General features: G+C 48.3%; 13 protein-coding genes. 8 read left to right on the top strand and 5 right to left on the bottom strand.

All coding sequences use genetic code 11. The features are described from left to right. Nucleotides 1-114: 114 nt before the first annotated feature. Nucleotides 115-711 (top strand): superinfection exclusion B family protein, encoded by a 597-nt coding sequence (locus tag EXY25_RS07875; protein WP_114337080.1) that lies wholly within the window; start codon nt 115-117, stop codon nt 709-711. A 61-nt stretch (nt 712-772) separates the two neighbouring features. Further along, nucleotides 773-1,576: a hypothetical protein gene (locus EXY25_RS07870; RefSeq protein WP_130566344.1), complete on the top strand. Its 804-nt coding sequence runs from the start codon at nt 773-775 to the stop codon at nt 1,574-1,576. Between the two features lie 18 nt (nt 1,577-1,594). Here the strand turns inward: EXY25_RS07870 and EXY25_RS07865 are convergent, their stop codons facing one another. Genes EXY25_RS07865 through EXY25_RS07855 form a run of 3 tightly spaced genes read right to left on the bottom strand, consistent with a single transcriptional unit; the run spans nt 1,595 to nt 5,659 of the window. Next, the gene (locus EXY25_RS07865) at nt 1,595-4,057 is read right to left on the bottom strand and encodes a putative bifunctional diguanylate cyclase/phosphodiesterase (RefSeq protein ID WP_114337078.1); all 2,463 of its coding nucleotides are present in this window, start codon (nt 4,055-4,057) and stop codon (nt 1,595-1,597) included. A 20-nt stretch (nt 4,058-4,077) separates the two neighbouring features. Next, the gene (locus EXY25_RS07860; protein WP_114337077.1) at nt 4,078-5,265 is read right to left on the bottom strand and encodes a porin family protein; all 1,188 of its coding nucleotides are present in this window, start codon (nt 5,263-5,265) and stop codon (nt 4,078-4,080) included. Then, on the bottom strand, nt 5,234-5,659 hold the full coding sequence (locus EXY25_RS07855; protein WP_130566343.1) for a substrate-binding domain-containing protein: 426 nt from the start codon (nt 5,657-5,659) through the stop codon (nt 5,234-5,236). The genes EXY25_RS07860 and EXY25_RS07855 overlap by 32 nt, the downstream gene beginning before the upstream one ends. A 176-nt stretch (nt 5,660-5,835) precedes the next feature. Between EXY25_RS07855 and EXY25_RS07850 the strand changes: the two genes are divergently transcribed. The 3 genes from EXY25_RS07850 (at nt 5,836) to glgA (ending at nt 9,625) form a co-directional block, all read left to right on the top strand. Next, nucleotides 5,836-6,867: a methyltransferase gene (locus EXY25_RS07850; protein WP_130566342.1), complete on the top strand. Its 1,032-nt coding sequence runs from the start codon at nt 5,836-5,838 to the stop codon at nt 6,865-6,867. 63 nt (nt 6,868-6,930) lie between these two features. Continuing rightward, nucleotides 6,931-8,157, top strand: coding sequence for a glucose-1-phosphate adenylyltransferase (gene glgC, locus EXY25_RS07845; RefSeq protein ID WP_114337074.1), 1,227 nt, complete (start codon nt 6,931-6,933; stop codon nt 8,155-8,157). Beyond that, entirely contained in the window at nt 8,147-9,625 is a 1,479-nt protein-coding gene (gene glgA, locus EXY25_RS07840; protein ID WP_114337073.1) for a glycogen synthase GlgA, read from the top strand. Before glgC ends, glgA begins: the two co-directional genes overlap by 11 nt. Nucleotides 9,626-9,629: 4 nt before the next feature. On the opposite strand, the gene EXY25_RS07835 is transcribed toward glgA, so the two are convergent. After that, complete coding sequence (locus EXY25_RS07835) at nt 9,630-10,028, bottom strand: DUF3293 domain-containing protein (protein WP_114337072.1); 399 nt, start codon at nt 10,026-10,028, stop codon at nt 9,630-9,632. 146 nt (nt 10,029-10,174) lie between these two features. On the opposite strand from EXY25_RS07835, the gene EXY25_RS07830 reads away from it, so the two are divergent. Next, a complete protein-coding gene (locus EXY25_RS07830; protein ID WP_130566341.1) occupies nt 10,175-11,842 on the top strand; it encodes a HAMP domain-containing sensor histidine kinase in 1,668 nt (555 codons plus the stop codon). A gap of 167 nt (nt 11,843-12,009) precedes the next feature. After that, entirely contained in the window at nt 12,010-12,717 is a 708-nt protein-coding gene (arcA, locus tag EXY25_RS07825; RefSeq protein ID WP_130566340.1) for a two-component system response regulator ArcA, read from the top strand. A 74-nt stretch (nt 12,718-12,791) separates the two neighbouring features. Here the strand turns inward: arcA and arcB are convergent, their stop codons facing one another. Next, complete coding sequence (arcB, locus tag EXY25_RS07820) at nt 12,792-15,107, bottom strand: aerobic respiration two-component sensor histidine kinase ArcB (RefSeq protein WP_130566339.1); 2,316 nt, start codon at nt 15,105-15,107, stop codon at nt 12,792-12,794. Between the two features lie 224 nt (nt 15,108-15,331). On the opposite strand from arcB, the gene folE2 reads away from it, so the two are divergent. Continuing rightward, nucleotides 15,332-16,258: a GTP cyclohydrolase FolE2 gene (gene folE2, locus EXY25_RS07815; RefSeq protein ID WP_114337068.1), complete on the top strand. Its 927-nt coding sequence runs from the start codon at nt 15,332-15,334 to the stop codon at nt 16,256-16,258. Nucleotides 16,259-16,314: the final 56 nt, after the last annotated feature.

The raw sequence follows: 16,314 nt of genomic DNA, 5'->3' as shown, positions 1-16,314 counted from the left end.
GCACTATCTGTCAATTCGGGAGCATGATCTTACTTAGCAGTTAATTAACTAATTTTTTGGGCACGAAGCTTGCTTATCCAGAAGAGTGTCATCACTTTGACGGAATTGAATATCATGTCGCAACTAAGCTGGAATCAAATACTACAACCAAGAAAGCTATTGGTTTGGATCTGGGCACTATGCGCCTTAATGTTGTTTAGCCCAGCACGTATCATCGAGCGTTTTGGGTTGACCGAAATTATCCAAGAGATCTCTCCCATGTTGGGGATCGCTTTCTTTCTGGTGTCAGCAATTTTCATCTGCGAGACCGCCTCGGAAAGTTTTTCTTGGGTGCTCAACCGCCGACGTCGCCAAGAGATGAAGCAAGCGATCGACGAAAAAGTGACAATGTTAGATCACCAAGAGCGAGCTATCCTGCGAGAGTTTTTTATTCAACGTCGCAGCACCATTACGCTACCAGACCATGAGCCGGCGGTAAGAGCTCTACTCGAAGCGCATGTACTGCTGCGGAATCCAGCACCGGATGAGAAAGAAACCGATGCCTATAAAGGTTTCGCACTTCATCAATGGGCACGTCCGAAGCTGACCAGCCGCGTATTGCAGCTACCTGTCGGCGATATGACCGAAGAGCAAATTCGTTACCTGAAACAAACTCGTCCAGCATTTGTGATTAAAGATATGCGCATGCGACGTCGAAGAATTGCGGCCTGATTGAGTGGCCCAGACAATAGCCAAGTGCAGATGACAGCGCTATATTTGGCAGACTAGGTTCATGATGAGAAACAAACCATTGTCGCCAACGGCTAAATCGACTCCTCAGGGTCTGACACTAAAGCAGATCACGCAACAAAAATACAAAGCGACCTGGGGAGATGTACCTCCCCTTTTCCAAAAGATTGCCTCGGCAGCGGCAGATCTAGACGGCATGTTCAAACAGGGCTTTGATCATGCCCTTAAGCATATTTTAAATCGTCGACATTGGAATTCAGAGCTACTCACAGATCCTGCCACCAGACAACTACACAAGCCCCGCTTGGCGGTCTATCAACTGTTTACTGATTGGGGCTTTGAAGTTCACTGCTTTCCCTACCTTGGCGACAACGAAATAGACGAATATCAGCGCCTAAATCCCAAGATGGAGTTTAGCTTGTGGGATCCAGCCAACATGCGTCGCTTGATCCATGTTCGCCATCTTAAAGAGTTTATTGAGTATGCCCACAGAACAGGCGACCGCAACGATAAAGCCTTGCTTGCATTTACCAACGCGGCAGTAAACAGGGTAATGCGCCACTTATCAGAACAGATAAGGATCACCAAGGTTGGAGGGCTATCAATCCCCAAATACCTCAAGCTAGTGGTCGAGCAGAAAGGGGATTATCTTTTGGATGATTTGCCGCCCCACGTCAGTAAACGACTAGGAAGTGACACCTTGTACCTATTGCGGCAAGCGGAAAAAAGAAAAGTGCGTGAGCAGCAACAAGCTCAAATAGAGCAAGCACATGGATCAGAAGCGCCAGTTAGCACAGAAACAACAGAAGAAACAGAGAACCCCACTAACGACAATGACATCTCCTAAAACCATAACGACGCGCAATCAGCCAAGCCAACGGCCGTCGATCAGATGCTTATCAATTGCGATCATCAACTGCAACTCATCGATTGGCCGACATATAAAGTAGCCCTGCCCATAGCCGCAGCCTCTTTCCGCCAGAAAGTCGATATGACTATGTTTCTCAATCCCCTCTGCCACGACATCCATATGCATATTTTTCGCCATCGCCAAAATAGTTTGTACTAATTGCCGATCCGTTTCATCGTTGTCCAGATCCATCACAAAAGAGCGATCAATCTTCAGAATGTTTACTGGTAAGCGACGCAAATACTCTAGTGAAGAGTAGCCCGTACCGAAGTCATCAATCGCCAGGGAGACCCCGCGCTTTCTCAGCTCCTGCATCTGGGTCAGCACTTTATCGATATCCCCAATCAAGGTATTTTCAGTCAGTTCCAGTTCAATCTGCGCTTCTTTCAAACCATATCTGGCCAGGTTATCTGAAATAAAGGCCCCCAATTTTTCATCATCAAACTGATGCGAGGTTAAATTGATAGCGATCTTAATATCGGGAAGTCCCTGCAGTTTTAGCTGTTGCAGGATCGCCATACTGTGCTCGATGGTCCAATAACCCACAGCGACAATATGCTCACTGTTCTCCAGTTGCGGAATAAACTCATCGGGAAATACCAGACCTTTTTCTGGATGACGCCAACGGATCAAGGCTTCAAAACCCACCAACTTTCGACCGGTCAAGGCAATTTGTGGCTGCAAAAACAGGCAAAACTCTTTCTCTTGTACAGCACGTCGCAGCTCCGACTCCATCGCCAAACGCTTATAAGCATCTGCAGCCATGACCGGATCAAAAAAGCGATATTGGTTCTTACCATTCGACTTGGCTTGATAAAGCGCGGTATCAGCCTGGCGCATTAACTCCTCAGCCGTTAGCTGCCCGGAATCAGCCAATGCAATGCCTAAGCTGCCGTTAATCACCAGCGTCTCGTTACGTAAATTAACCGGCTCTCTTATTACCTCTCGGATCTGTTGTAACTGGCGAGTCAGCTGCTCATCGTCTTGCAGTTTAAGCAGCAGGGTGAATTCATCATCACCAAAACGACCCAAAAACACGGTCTCACGAGCGAGGTGCTCAAAGCGCTGCAGGCGTTGAGCGATATCTTTCAACAGCTCATCCCCGGCATCATGACCCAAAGTGTCATTGATCCGTTTGAACTCATCGAGATCAATAAGCACCACAGCTAACTGTTGATAATCAGTGCCGATATTGAGTACGTCGTCTCGCAGCGTTTGCAACAGTAAGTGTCGATTAGGTAACCCAGTGAGCTCATCGTACATCGCCATCCGTTCAAGCTGATGAGTTCGTTTTTCTACTTTGTGCCCAAGGCTTTCAAGTTGTTCGTTAAGGGTTTCAGCGGCACTTTCTAATACTGTAAATTCATCACGATAAAGCCTAAGCCGGCGAGTCAGTAACGCCCGCACCTGTTCAAACTTTTGCTCGGCAACCATCGGCATCATCTTTGCCAGCACGTTGGTTCTGGCCACGACATGTGAAATAGGGATCAAGCCCAGCAGCAAACCACCCAACATCACCATGGCAGAAAGCAGTACGCTGTTATCGCGAAAACGTTCAATCTCCGCTTTCTGCTCAGAAATATCGTCAATCAGGATAAGATAGCCATCATTTAGATGCGCCACCTTGTCACTGATTTTGACCGCAGACAGCCGAATATTATCTTCTGCGACAGCAGTAATACCGCCCTCAAACAACCTATCTAATGGTACCTTTGCCGCAGTCTCTTCCAGTATGGGCAGAAAGCGATCCTTCGAAGAAAGTGAAGATATACCGACATTCCAACCATTCAAATAGGGGAGCTGATCCTGCGCAGTTGCTTGTCGCTGAGTGACGATGGCAACGTCAATCCGGTGTGAGTGACGCAGGGCGATCACCAGATCCATCAGTGACAAAGACACCACCAGCGCACCAATGCCTTGCTTGCCTAAATTCACTGGTACGCCGATGTAATAGACGCAGCGCTGAGCACAACCGATGCGAGAGACATAGTCAACTTTCACCATAATCTCTTCTAGCCAGATCCAAGGAGGGGGCTGCGAGACATCGCCCCAGCTTCCCCATTGCTCACGGTTAGCGCCAAACAACCAAGCGGACTCTAGACGCCAAATCAACTGATTGGCCGCCCAATAGTCGTCAACGGCCTGCAGTAGCAGCTGTTTACCCTGATCTGTACTCAACATATCCAGATCAGGTTCTCCAAGCACAATGTCGCTAAATTCGATCAGCCGATCACCCATCATCTCGGACAATGTCAGAAAAGTCTTTTGCTGCGCGATATTTGAATTGACCAACTGAGTTTCCAGCTGATCTTCCATACGAGAAATAGATAACAGGTGCAGGCTAACCACCAACACCGTAAGTAAAAAAACGAGACCGACAGAGAACTGCCAGCGAATACTGATGAATCGACGTTGCATACTCTTCCTAGTCGACACAGTTAAAAGCTATAGGAAACCTGTATAGCAAACAGATTCCAATATTTCTGATCATGGGTAACCACATCAGGGTAGAGATGAGGCGGTAGCCAGGCAGAGCCATCTACATAGTGATACTCACCGCGCACCAACCAATCTTCAGCTACCTCATAGGTTAGCCCGACAGTCCAATCCTTGCTGTACATAAAATAACTCGGCGCACCAGTGGCTTGCTCAAAGTCACTGCCATCACGATCATCTTTGTTTAAGTATTTCGCATCGTAACGCCCCAACAAGGTCAACTCAGGGGTGAGGAAATAGCGCAACTGCAGATAGTAACCATCACTGTGAGAACGGTCGCGAAACCCCGGATAGTAGAGACCATAAAGCTTGAATTGATCGTCAATATACTCAAAGGTCGCTTCCCAAGTCGCTGCACTATAACGTAGCGACGCGATTGACTCCCAAACGTAGGTTTGTCCGGAAAATGCTTGCGAACCATCGTCCGCATGAAAATCAAGATTGGAGCGGAGGACACTCAGCCCAGCCGTCCAAGCTCCGTCAGCGGTAGTGAAATAGCCGGAGCCCTGCACCACCCAGTCTTCCTGATATTTACCGCTTGACTCAGAACCAAGCACCCACTTTTCCATATCATCGTGAATATCTGTGGCACCACCACTGAACTGCCATTCGAAACTTCCCGCTTCGAGTTGATGAAAACCAAGCAGGGACAAGCCATCGGTATTTAAAGTTTGATCGCGGTACATATCCCAGTAGATAGACTGAGGTAAAAATATGCTCGGTTGTGCCGCAGGCACGTCACGACTGTCCCGATAGAGGCCATGTTGGTTTTTATACCGGCCTAATTGCAGATGAACCTCATCGTCCTCTCCGCGATAAGCTAATCGATCCAACAGAAAATAGTCTAAACGCACCCCTTCCGGATAGCGGTTACCGCCATTGAGATAAACCACCTGACCGGCCACACGCCAATTGTTATCAATTTGCCAGGACGCATTGACGCCAATCTCGGTTTGGCGTTCTGACCAACCGTTGTCATCTTCGACAAAACCGTTGTCGTCGGTATACACCGCCCCTTGCGAGAAAAAGCCATGGGTCTGCACTCTGTCTAACCAATCATTTTCCGCCGATGCGAACGATGAGTACAACGCAGTCAGGCTAATCAATAAGGATAATTTTGACACTGTCATCCACGTCCTCCTTCTTGATATAGCCAATAGCACCAGGGGTCGTTGCGACTGCGTCGCGCAGCTCTTCTGACGTCGCCATCTGCTTGGGCGCCTGACCAAAGCCTGAATAAACAAGTCGATTCCAAGATCGCTCCAATTGATAGCTGAACAACTCCAGATAGCTGCGACAGAATGTTTCATGAAGACGATTTTGTTTTGGCAACACGTAAACTGCGATCATCTGCCCTTCGGACCAGGCAGTCAGTCGCATGGAAAAAATGGATTTAAGTTCTTTAACGGTCAGCGCGTCAGTTTGTACGGATGGATGAGCCACAACAGCAATATCAGTCGCCCACGCTGTGGTGGGAACACAGAGCGATAGCAATAAGATAAATGGAAGCATCAATCCTTTCATCACCGTCCTTGGCTATGGCAGCCACAATCAAGACAAAGGGGAGCACACTTACTTAGATAATATCTCTATATTAGTTATCAACACCTTAACCGCCAACTATTGGCTTAATGTAGATCACAATTTGCAGATCTAGCAGACATTAGCGACAATCCCTAGCGCTTAAGCAGGAGCCCAACATGTCGTCGTTGTCACCAATCAGTGAGATAGTAATGCGTAATCTGGCGCAGCTAACTAAAGCGCCCTTATTATTCATCAACCCCCCTGCAGACAATTTATCGTTTGAACTCAAACAAGCTGATATTGCTGCCCATTTTTTCACCACTGACTTGATCACCGCGAAGCGGCTCGAAACCAATGGCGCGGACGTTAGCTTCGGCGATACGCCAGCCAATGACTGCCATCCTTGGTCACAGGCCATCCTATGCTGGCCAAAAGCCAAAGCGCATGCTGAATTACTGCTTACCCAAACACTCCCTCTGCTAGCTGATGGCGCAGAGCTTTGGCTCGTTGGTGAAAATAGAGGTGGCATTAATAGTGCCGCAAAAGTGTTAAAAAGCCTCGGCTATAGGTGTCACAAGAGTGACAGCGCAAGACGCTGCTCTCTATTTTTCAGCAACATCACCTCCACCGCAAAAAGCAGCTCTTATCAATTCCAATATTTTTCCGTGCCTTTTCAGCAACAATCGTTCGATTGCGCCAGCTTACCTGGGGTGTTTAATCATGGAAAATTAGACGCTGGCACCTTGCTATTGCTGCAGACGCTAGAGCAATCCCCACCATATCAAGGGCGCGCTGTCGATATAGGCTGTGGTGCAGGCGTGATCACAACGGCGCTGTATTACCACTCGCCCAAACTTGAGCTAACCAGCTGTGACGTCAACGCAATGGCCTTGGCAGCAACAAAGCAAACGGCCATTCACAATGGCTATCAAACGACCGTCGTCGCCTCAGATCTACTGACCAATACCGAAGATCAATTTGACCTGGTCATTTCCAATCCCCCTTTCCACCAAGGGCTAGCTACCGATTACGATATCAGCGCCAACCTGTTTAAGCAGGCATATGCTCGGTTAAACGCCTCAGGCGAATTGCGTATCGTCGCCAATGGATTTTTGCCCTACGCCGAGCAGATAGGTCGCATTTTTGGGAACTGCAGGGTGTTATCTGAAAATCGACAGTTTAAAGTGTACTCAGCGACCAAATCTTAGGCAGTCAGATCTGGCAGGATCCCCGCCTATTTGTGGCAAATAGAACAATACGGAGTGTTTTTCATGGCTGGTATTTTGTCCGTTATATTAGCCGGTGGTGCAGGGACTCGTCTCTATCCACTGACGGAAACCCGGACTAAACCCGCGGTTCCATTTGGCGGCGGGTATCGCCTCATCGATTTTGCTCTCAACAATTTCGTCAATTCTGATCTATTAAAGATCTATGTACTGACGCAATTTAAATCTCAGTCTCTCAACGTTCATCTGCGCCAAGCTTGGTACCTGTCCAGCCTGACCGATCACTTTATTGACCCTATTCCGGCGCAGATGCGCATGGGTAAACGGTGGTATGAAGGGACTGCGGACGCAATATACCAAAATATGCGTTTAATCGAGATCCACGATCCCGACCAGGTCTGTATTTTCGGCAGCGATCACATCTATAAGATGGATATACGGCAGATGATCGACTTTCATAAACGGCGCAGTGCTCAGCTCACCGTGGCAGCCATTAAAGTGCCCGTCGCTGAAGCTCATCTATACGGCGTCGTGCAGGTAGATGAACAGGGGCGGATGACAGGCTTCGTCGAGAAACCACAAAATAATCCACCAACCATACCCGGCGATCCAGAGCATGTACTGGCGTCTATGGGTAACTATGTGTTCGATACCCAGACCCTGTTTGCAGCATTAAAAGCCGATGCGAAAGAGCCTGGTTCTACCCATGATTTTGGCCTGGATATTTTAACCAAGCTTTACCAAACCCACCCTGTTTACGTCTACGACTTCGCATCCAACGTTATTCCCAATGAACCCAATAGCACAGCCTACTGGCGCGATGTCGGTACCATAGATAGCTTCTGGCAATCCAATATGGATCTGCTGGCAGACGATCCTCCGTTAGATCTGTTTAACCCCAAATGGCCGCTGCGCTCATATCACCCACCCGTGCCGCCGGCCAAATATCTCGACAGCACCGATGGTCAACGCAGCGAAGTCAGTAAGTCGATGGTGGCATCCGGCTGCGTCATACGTGGTGCCAAAGTAAGGCGTTGCGTACTTGGGTTTAATGTCGATGTACAACCAGGAACAGAACTTACCGATGTGGTATTTCTGGGGGACAGCGCCATCGGCCAGAATTGCCGTATCAGCCGAGCGCTTATCGATAAAGATGTCGAGATTGCCGATGGCGTGATAATAGGCGAAGACCTTGACGCCGATAAGGAACGCTATAAAGTGTCGCCGAGCGGTATTGTAGTCATTCCTAAAGGCAGTCGTATTGGTTTCTGACAGAAAGCTCAAGATCCTTTTTCTCGCTACTGAAGTTGAGGATCTAGCAAAAACAGGTGGCTTAGCGGATGTGGCAAAGGCATTGCCGCAAGCGTTGACTCGCCTGGGGCATGACGTGCGTATTGTCTGCCCCTTTTATCCCCAGGTACAAGAACGCCTGAAAGAAGATAACCACCTGCACAGTGAGCTGTCTCTCCAATTAGGCAATTTGCAGTATCTCTACAATATCCACCAATTGCACTTAGGTGATGTGCCTGTTTATAGTGTCGACTATCCGCCCTATTTCTCCCGCCAGGGGCTTTATGACAACGGTTATCACGCGTATCAGGATAATGGCGAGCGTTTTGCTTTCTTTTCGATGGCTGCATTACAAATCACCCAAAGTCTGGACTTTGCCCCAGATATTATTCACTGCAATGATTGGCATACGGCGATGGCGCCGTTTTTCTTACGTAATGAGTTAGCAGATAATCAATTTTTCTATCGCACGCGTACCCTGCTTACGCTGCATAACGCCGCCTATCAGGGGGTTTTCGACCTTGACAGCATCCCGTTCCATCAACGCTTTATCTCTGCTTTAAGTAGTGATCATATGGAGCAAGGGAATAAAATAAACTTCCTAAAATGCGGCTTGCTTACGGCGGATAAGATTAATGCCGTCAGTCCCTCTTATGCAGCAGAGTTACTCACGCCGTTAGGTTCCCACCATATATTGTCGCTGTTCCAACATCGCCACCGCGACTTCAGTGGCATCTTAAACGGCTGTAATTACGACGACTGGAACCCGGCCACAGACCCACTGCTTCCCAAAGCCTATGATCAACATAATTTAGCCGGGAAGGCTGAGTGTAAGGCACATTTACAACAGTACGTTGGCTTGCCTGAGCAAGCAGATACCCCACTGTTCGGCATGGTCAGTCGGCTTACCGGACAAAAAGGGTTTCATCTCCTGCTACCTGCTCTGCAGCGTTTTTTAGAGCAAAATGTCCAAGTTGTGATCATCGGCTCAGGCGAACAAGAGCTGGCAGATAATTTGCGAGCGCTGGAAGCCCAATACCCTGACAAATTAATATTTCGAGAAGGTTACACAAGCAAGATCGCACATTGGGTGCAGGCGGGCGCAGACTACTTCCTCATGCCATCCCTGTTTGAGCCTTGCGGCTTAACCCAAATGTATAGTCTGGCCTACGGCACGCCGCCCATTGTTCGCGGAGTCGGCGGCTTAAAAGACACGGTAAAACCGGTCAAGCCCAATGGCAGCATTGATGACGCCACCGGGTTTGTCTTCAGCCACCCCGAACCTGATGCGTTACTCGATCTGCTGATGCAGGCTCTGACTCTGTTTAATGACGCACCTGAAGCGTTCAAGCAACTGCAACAAAACGGCATGGCGTATCGTTTTTGCTGGGAAGAAACCGCCAAAAATTACGTTTCGCTCTACCATGAGATGCTCTTACCCGCCGCTTAACCTACTACGCCGACACGATCACCCGCTGGCTAAACGTACCGATATGCTCTTCACTCTGATCTTTCAATAAACATGGCGTTAGATAGAGCTGATTGGCATCTACCCAATAGATAGCATTTTGCTGATATGCCCGAGCAAGAGTGAGCATTATCGATTTGTCCGCCAGTACAGCCCAGCTTTTTTCCCGATGAGAGAGATCTGGCGCGCTACCCCATAACTCACGGTAGGGCACATTGAGTCGCACGATATCTTGCTGCAGTCGATAGTCGAGCAAACGATTATAGGTATCGCTGACTTTGTCGCCTTGTGGGTTATGGGCAGTGATCACAGCAAAGCTCAGTTCTGGAGCCAACGGCTGCGCCATCAAAAAACAGGTCTGTTTATACAGATCCCAATCACTCATCACTCTGTTCTCCTTATGTATCTCTATCGCGCTAACCATGCGCTTACCATTATAGTGATTAATGTGACGTTTCAGAGGCAAATGCTTTGCTTCAACAAAGACTTATTCGCTAGACTGAGATTAATCCCGTCTTTTATAGGAAAGCTATGGGCACAGGCGCTCCCAGCCGTTCTATCCGCGGCTCGTTGATCATGGTCGTTATGCTGATCACGACGAGCTCGTTAGCGATCGCGTTGGGTATCAACCAATACTTCGATTACCAAACCCAGCGACAAGACCTCCTTGAACAACTCCAGACCCTTGCCAAGTTAACGGCTGATCACGCCCAAGATACTATCGTTGATAATAAGCCGGCTTTAGAAACACGGCAGCTTAGAGCGCTTTCAGTTTATAAGTTTCTGCAATCTGCACAAACCTATCAGTTAGACAGGTACACGCAGCAACTCAATTTTTTCGCTGGCTACACCCGCAGCGGAGTGCTTCCCAATACGTTTACTGACAGTCAGCTACGCGCATTAAAACAGCCCAGGATCACAGCAGACACCATAGAAATAACATCAGAGATATCGTTTGAAGGTGAACTACTTGGCTTCAGCTATCTGCGTATTTCCCTCGATACTCTCAATCAACGGCTTTGGAACAACCTTTATCAGGTACTCACCATCATTCTCGTGGCTTCAATATTCGCCTTACTCATTACGCTACAACTACAGCGGCGTTTTAGTCAGCCTATCGACACGTTGATCAGCCTCGTGCAACAGGTCGACTTAAACAAAGATTATGCGCTCAGGGCACCGACCCTTGAGGTGCAAGAGCTGGACTTTCTTGGCAATGCCTTTAATCGCATGTTGTCTCGGGTATCCCGGCGTTTGGAGAAACAACAGCAAGCGGAACAAGAGATACGCCAGTTAAACCAAAGCCTGGAAGATAAAGTCACCGAGCGCACCTTCGCGCTGAAACAAGCGAACAGCGAACTGCTACAAACCTTAGAAAAGCTGCACCTGTATCAGGGACAGATGCTGGAAAAAGAGAAGTTGCACAAATTAGGGCAGATGGTCGCAGGCATTGCTCATGAATTAGATACACCGCTTGGTCTTGGCATCACAACATCAACTTCGATGCAGCAAGCGCTTAGCGAACTAAAGCACTCACTGGAGCACGGAGAGTTATCGCAACGACGACTGAACCAGTTTCTATCACTGTCGGACGAAGCCTTTAATATTCTCACCAGAAATCTGCAACGAGCCTGCCAATTAATCGAAAGCTTTAAACATGTCGCAGTGGACCAATGCTCAGAGCAGGATCGAACCTTTGAAGTTCATCACTTTATTGACGAAGTTTTGTTAACGCTCAAACCCAAATTAAAAAAAAGCAGGCATATTATTGAGGTGATATGCGACCAAGAGCTGACCATCACCAGTAAACCGGGTGCCATTAGTCAAATTTTAATCAATTTGGTCTTAAATTCACTCAAGCATGGCTTTAAAGATATCAGCCAAGGCACCATAGTTATTCAAGTAACCATGGATAAAGATTATTTAACGGTAATCTATGAAGATAACGGCCGCGGTATGAGCCAAGAAGTCAAAGCACAAGTCTTTTCGCCCTATTTCACCACAGCGAAAGAGAGCGGCGGTAGCGGTCTGGGCATGTACATAGTACAAAGTTTGGTACAACAAGTACTCGGTGGAAAGTTAGAGCTAGAGACTGAGCCGGAGCAAGGTATTCGACTCAAGATGGTGATACCTTTGGCCGATACAGAAACAAACCAGCCCTCTGTGGCGGATACAAATCAAACACATTTGTTAAGTTAATGTAACCAAGCTAAGATTGAATGACTATTGTTTGACCATGTTTACGTTTGCTAACAGTTGGTTATGGAACAATTAAAGAATTAGGCACTCTAACGTTGGGCATTACGTTAATGTAGTACCCGACCGGCCGGTCGAATTAACAGAAATTGACACGCGGAAAAAGACGCATGGAAATCCCAAAAATATTGATCGTCGAAGACGAACTGGTCACCAGAAACACGTTACGCACACTGTTTGAAGCCGAAGGTTATCAGGTCATTGAAGCCAGTGATGGCGAAGAGATGTACCAAAGCCTAGAGAAAGGCGTGGTAGATCTGGTGATCATGGATATCAACCTGCCAGGGAAAAATGGCCTATTGCTTGCTCGTGAACTCCGCGAAAAAACCGATATGGCACTCATTTTCCTGACAGGCCGGGATAATGAAGTTGATAAGATCCTTGGCCTGGAAATTGGCGCAGATGATTACATCACCAAGCCATTTAATCCGCGCGAGCTGACTATTCGGGCTCGGAACCTATTACAACGCACCTTGCACCAGTCTGAAATCGACGGTGACGAGCCAGACCAATATAAATTTGAAGGCTGGCTGCTCGATGTAAATAGTCGCATGCTGACCGGCTCTGACGGCAATGCGTTCAAACTGCCACGTAGTGAGTTTAGAGCATTACAACTGTTCCTGAAGAACCCTGGCAAGATCCTAACTAGAGCCCAGCTCTTAAAAGAGATGACTGGCCGCGAGTTACGTCCAAACGACCGTACTGTCGATGTCACCATCCGGCGCATTCGTAAGCACTTTGAAAGCGTCCCAGGCACCCCTGAAGTGATCGCTACCATTCACGGTGAAGGCTATCGTTTTAGCGGTTCACTAGGTTAGTTATCGAAAATTGATGGCATTAAAAAAGGGCCTGAGCAGGCCCTTTTTTATTGCTCGCTATCCGCAAGAGAGCATCATTCACTTTCAGCGGCTTCAGCCTCTGTCAGCCAACGCTTTAATACCACTAAATCTTGTGGGTAGTGATGCTTCATCGCATCCACCCAATCGGGGACATTTTCCCACCAAGCCGGTTCATCTTTCTGCTGAGCTTTAGCTGCGATCTGTTGTACCCGCTTCAATCCCACAGAGCCCGCTGCACCCTTAATCTTATGGGCTTCTGATGCCACTGCGCTCTTATCTTCAGCGGTTAAATTGGATTCCAAAATTTCCAGGTACTCTGGCATCAAGGTTTCCAGTAACTCAACACTGTTCAAAAGAGCACCCGCACCAATCACCTCACTGTACTGCTGCAACATTTCAATATCTAAAATGTCATCCAGCGCATCATCTGCTTGCGAAGCTGTTGGCACCGCAGTACCTGCGGGAGCGAATAGCTTAGCTAATGCACTGTGCAGCACGTTCATCTGAATTGGCTTAGTTACGATATCAACAATACCGCACTCCTCGTAGCGAGTTTTGTCCTTAACCGTATTGGCGGTCAAGGCAACAAGGGGAATATCAGCCGTCAGTGGATCAGCCTTAAGTTTCTCTGCCACATCAAAACCACTCATATCTGGCAATTGAATATCCAGCAATACCAGATCAGGTATCTCCGACGCCGCCGTCAACGCACTCTGACCATCCATGGCGACACTGATTGTGTGACCCATTTTCTCCAGTAGAGTTTTGGCAACCAGCACATTGAGTTCAATATCTTCGACCAACAGGATATTCAATGCTGGTACCTTTTTCGCTTCATCTGTTAACACATGACTCTCCGGTGCTTCCAGTTTTGGTAGCGTCAACTGAATAGAAAAACAGCTTCCCACATCCACTTCACTGCGAAGCTTAATCTCCGAGCCCATGGCTCGAACTAATTGCTGTGATATAGCTAAGCCTATACCACTTCCAGTGCCGGTGTGATGTCCTTGGCGGCTGCCCTGGTAATACATTGCGAAGATCTTTTTCTGCTCTTCGTCCGGTATTCCCAGACCAGTATCCTCGATCTCAAACTGCAAATAGACGTTGGTATCGTCCTCTCGCGTTAAGGTTGCACTCAGCGCAACAAACCCCTGCGGCGTAAATTTCACCGCATTACCAAGCAAATTCCACAACACTTGGCGCAATCTCGCACCATCCGCTTCCACATACTCTGGCAGCTCAGGATCCCAGCGGCAGCGGAAGCTGACGCCATATTGTTGTGCCAGCAGCACTCCCATGTTTTCAACTTCAGCCAATAACGCCTTAAATGCTACCCGCGTCGGATTAAGCTTAAGTTGTTGTCGGTCTAAACGGTCAAGATCAACAATGTCATTAAAGATGACCCCAAGGGTTTCTGCACTGAGATAAATCGTGTCGACATATCGCAACTGCTCGGCTGACAACTCGGTATCACGCAAAATACGACTTAAACCGACAATGCCATTTAATGGTGTACGCAGTTCATGGCTGATGGTGGCAATAAATTCAGCTTTCTCATTACTTGCTTTACTCAGTAAATCCGCGGCCTGTTTTCTTTCGGTAATATCACGACCGAATGCCACCAACCCAAGGCGCTCACCTTTAGCACCAAAAAAGGGTACTTTACTAAATTCAAATAAGGTCTTACGACCGTCGGGGTAACGCATCCACTGTTCAAACTTCAGCGGCCGATTACTCGCCATGACCGCTGCGTCAGTTTGAACCACTTGTTCAGCTAGCCGTTCGGGATACACATCAGCAGGAGTAAGACCCACAAGTTCCTCACGAGTTCGCCCCAAGAGCAATTCAGCAGCCCGATTGCAGCTAGAAAAATAGCCATTGTCATCACGATAGAAGATCACATCGGGTGAACTATCAATCAAAGATCCCAGTTTTGCACTCTGTTCTGCTGCCTTTATCTCTGCCTGACGGCGCTGCATCACTTCAGCTTCCATCTCAGCAACCACCTCAGCTAGCGCCTGCTCGGCCTTCACCCGTTCGGCATTTTCCGCTTCCAGCAAGATAAGTTGATGTTCCAGCTTCTCCGCCTTCTCACGATCTTTTACCCGCAGGCGATCAGTACGTCGACGGGACAGATCAAGTTCGCGCACTACTAGTACAAAAAGAAAAACCGTGGGCGGGGTCAGAATAAAGCCCAGTAGGAGAGCCCTGGCGATATCCAGAGTATCCACATCACCGCTAATCGCTAAGCGCAAAGAAACGTTGATCGCAATCCCCAAAACAATAATGGAGCCAGCAACAACCAGCGTCAGGCGCAATACGCCAATTTCCGTCATCAAATTGATAAAGCGTTGTGCCCACAATTTCATGGCACCATCCTTGAAACGTCGTTAATTGGAAAGTCGATCTTGTCGCCCTAAAAGCCACAAGATTCAGCGGTGTTTATGTTGGTCAAAGCCCTTTATAATAGCTGCCCCGAAACGGGGAGAGATTCAACAGCGTCTCATTTTTGTGATATAAAGACGCTCTTTTTTTAACCGCCATGGCAATTTAGCAGAAATTTTCGCCAGTTAGCGCCCAGTGGAGTACCCCGATGCCATCCATCATGCCAGATATCGCCAACCACGCCAGTGCCCAAACAGAGGGAACATTAGACTGGGTTGGAATGGACAATATCGAGCTACCACTGATGGTAGAAGTGCGCGGGGAAGCGCCACGGCAAGTCAGCGCTCATGTCGGTGCTTTCGTAAACTTGACCCGTCCGAAAGCAAAAGGGATCCACATGTCCCGTCTCTACCTGCTGCTGGATACCCTATCTACCGAAGGCACACTGAATAGTCAGGCACTGATGACCCTGCTGGACAACTTCATCACGAGCCATGATGAGCTTAGCGATCACGCCAAAGTCTCTTTTACCTTCGACTACCATATGCGCCGGAAGTCACTGATCAGCGGTAAGCAGGGCTGGAAAGCCTACCCGGTCACACTAACAGGTGAGCTTAAGCAGGGTGAACTCAGCATTGAGATGGGTGTACAAGTCCCCTATTCATCGACATGCCCTTGCTCCGCCGCCTTGGCACGACAGCTCATTCAGGACGCCTTTGAAGCGAAATTTAGCGGCCAAGGCAGCATTGATCGGGCAGAGATGCATGCTTGGTTAGGCACGACTGAAGGGGTTGTTGCAACGCCACATAGTCAACGCAGCATTGCTGACGTCAAGATTAAGCTGGATAACGCCAACTTAGGTTTCCCGTTACGCCAGCTTATTGACCAGATCGAAGATGCCTTACAAACACCCGTACAAGCCGCGGTGAAACGGGTAGACGAACAGGAGTTTGCTCGCCTGAACGGCCAGAACCTGATGTTCTGTGAAGATGCCGCCCGTCGCCTCAAGCATCTACTCAACCAACATGCCGAATACAAAGACTTTCTGCTGCGCGTGAATCACTACGAAAGCTTACATGCCCATGATGCGGTCAGCATCACCGCCAAAGGTGTTAAAGGCGGATATCACGCCTAAGTAAACCGCCGTTATAATTTTTTGCATGGTCAGGAACTCTCCTGACCATATCACCA

This window comes from Corallincola spongiicola (assembly GCF_004284785.1).
Lineage (GTDB): Bacteria > Pseudomonadota > Gammaproteobacteria > Enterobacterales > Neiellaceae > Corallincola > Corallincola holothuriorum.
This window is presented reverse-complemented; position numbering and strand designations above follow the sequence as displayed.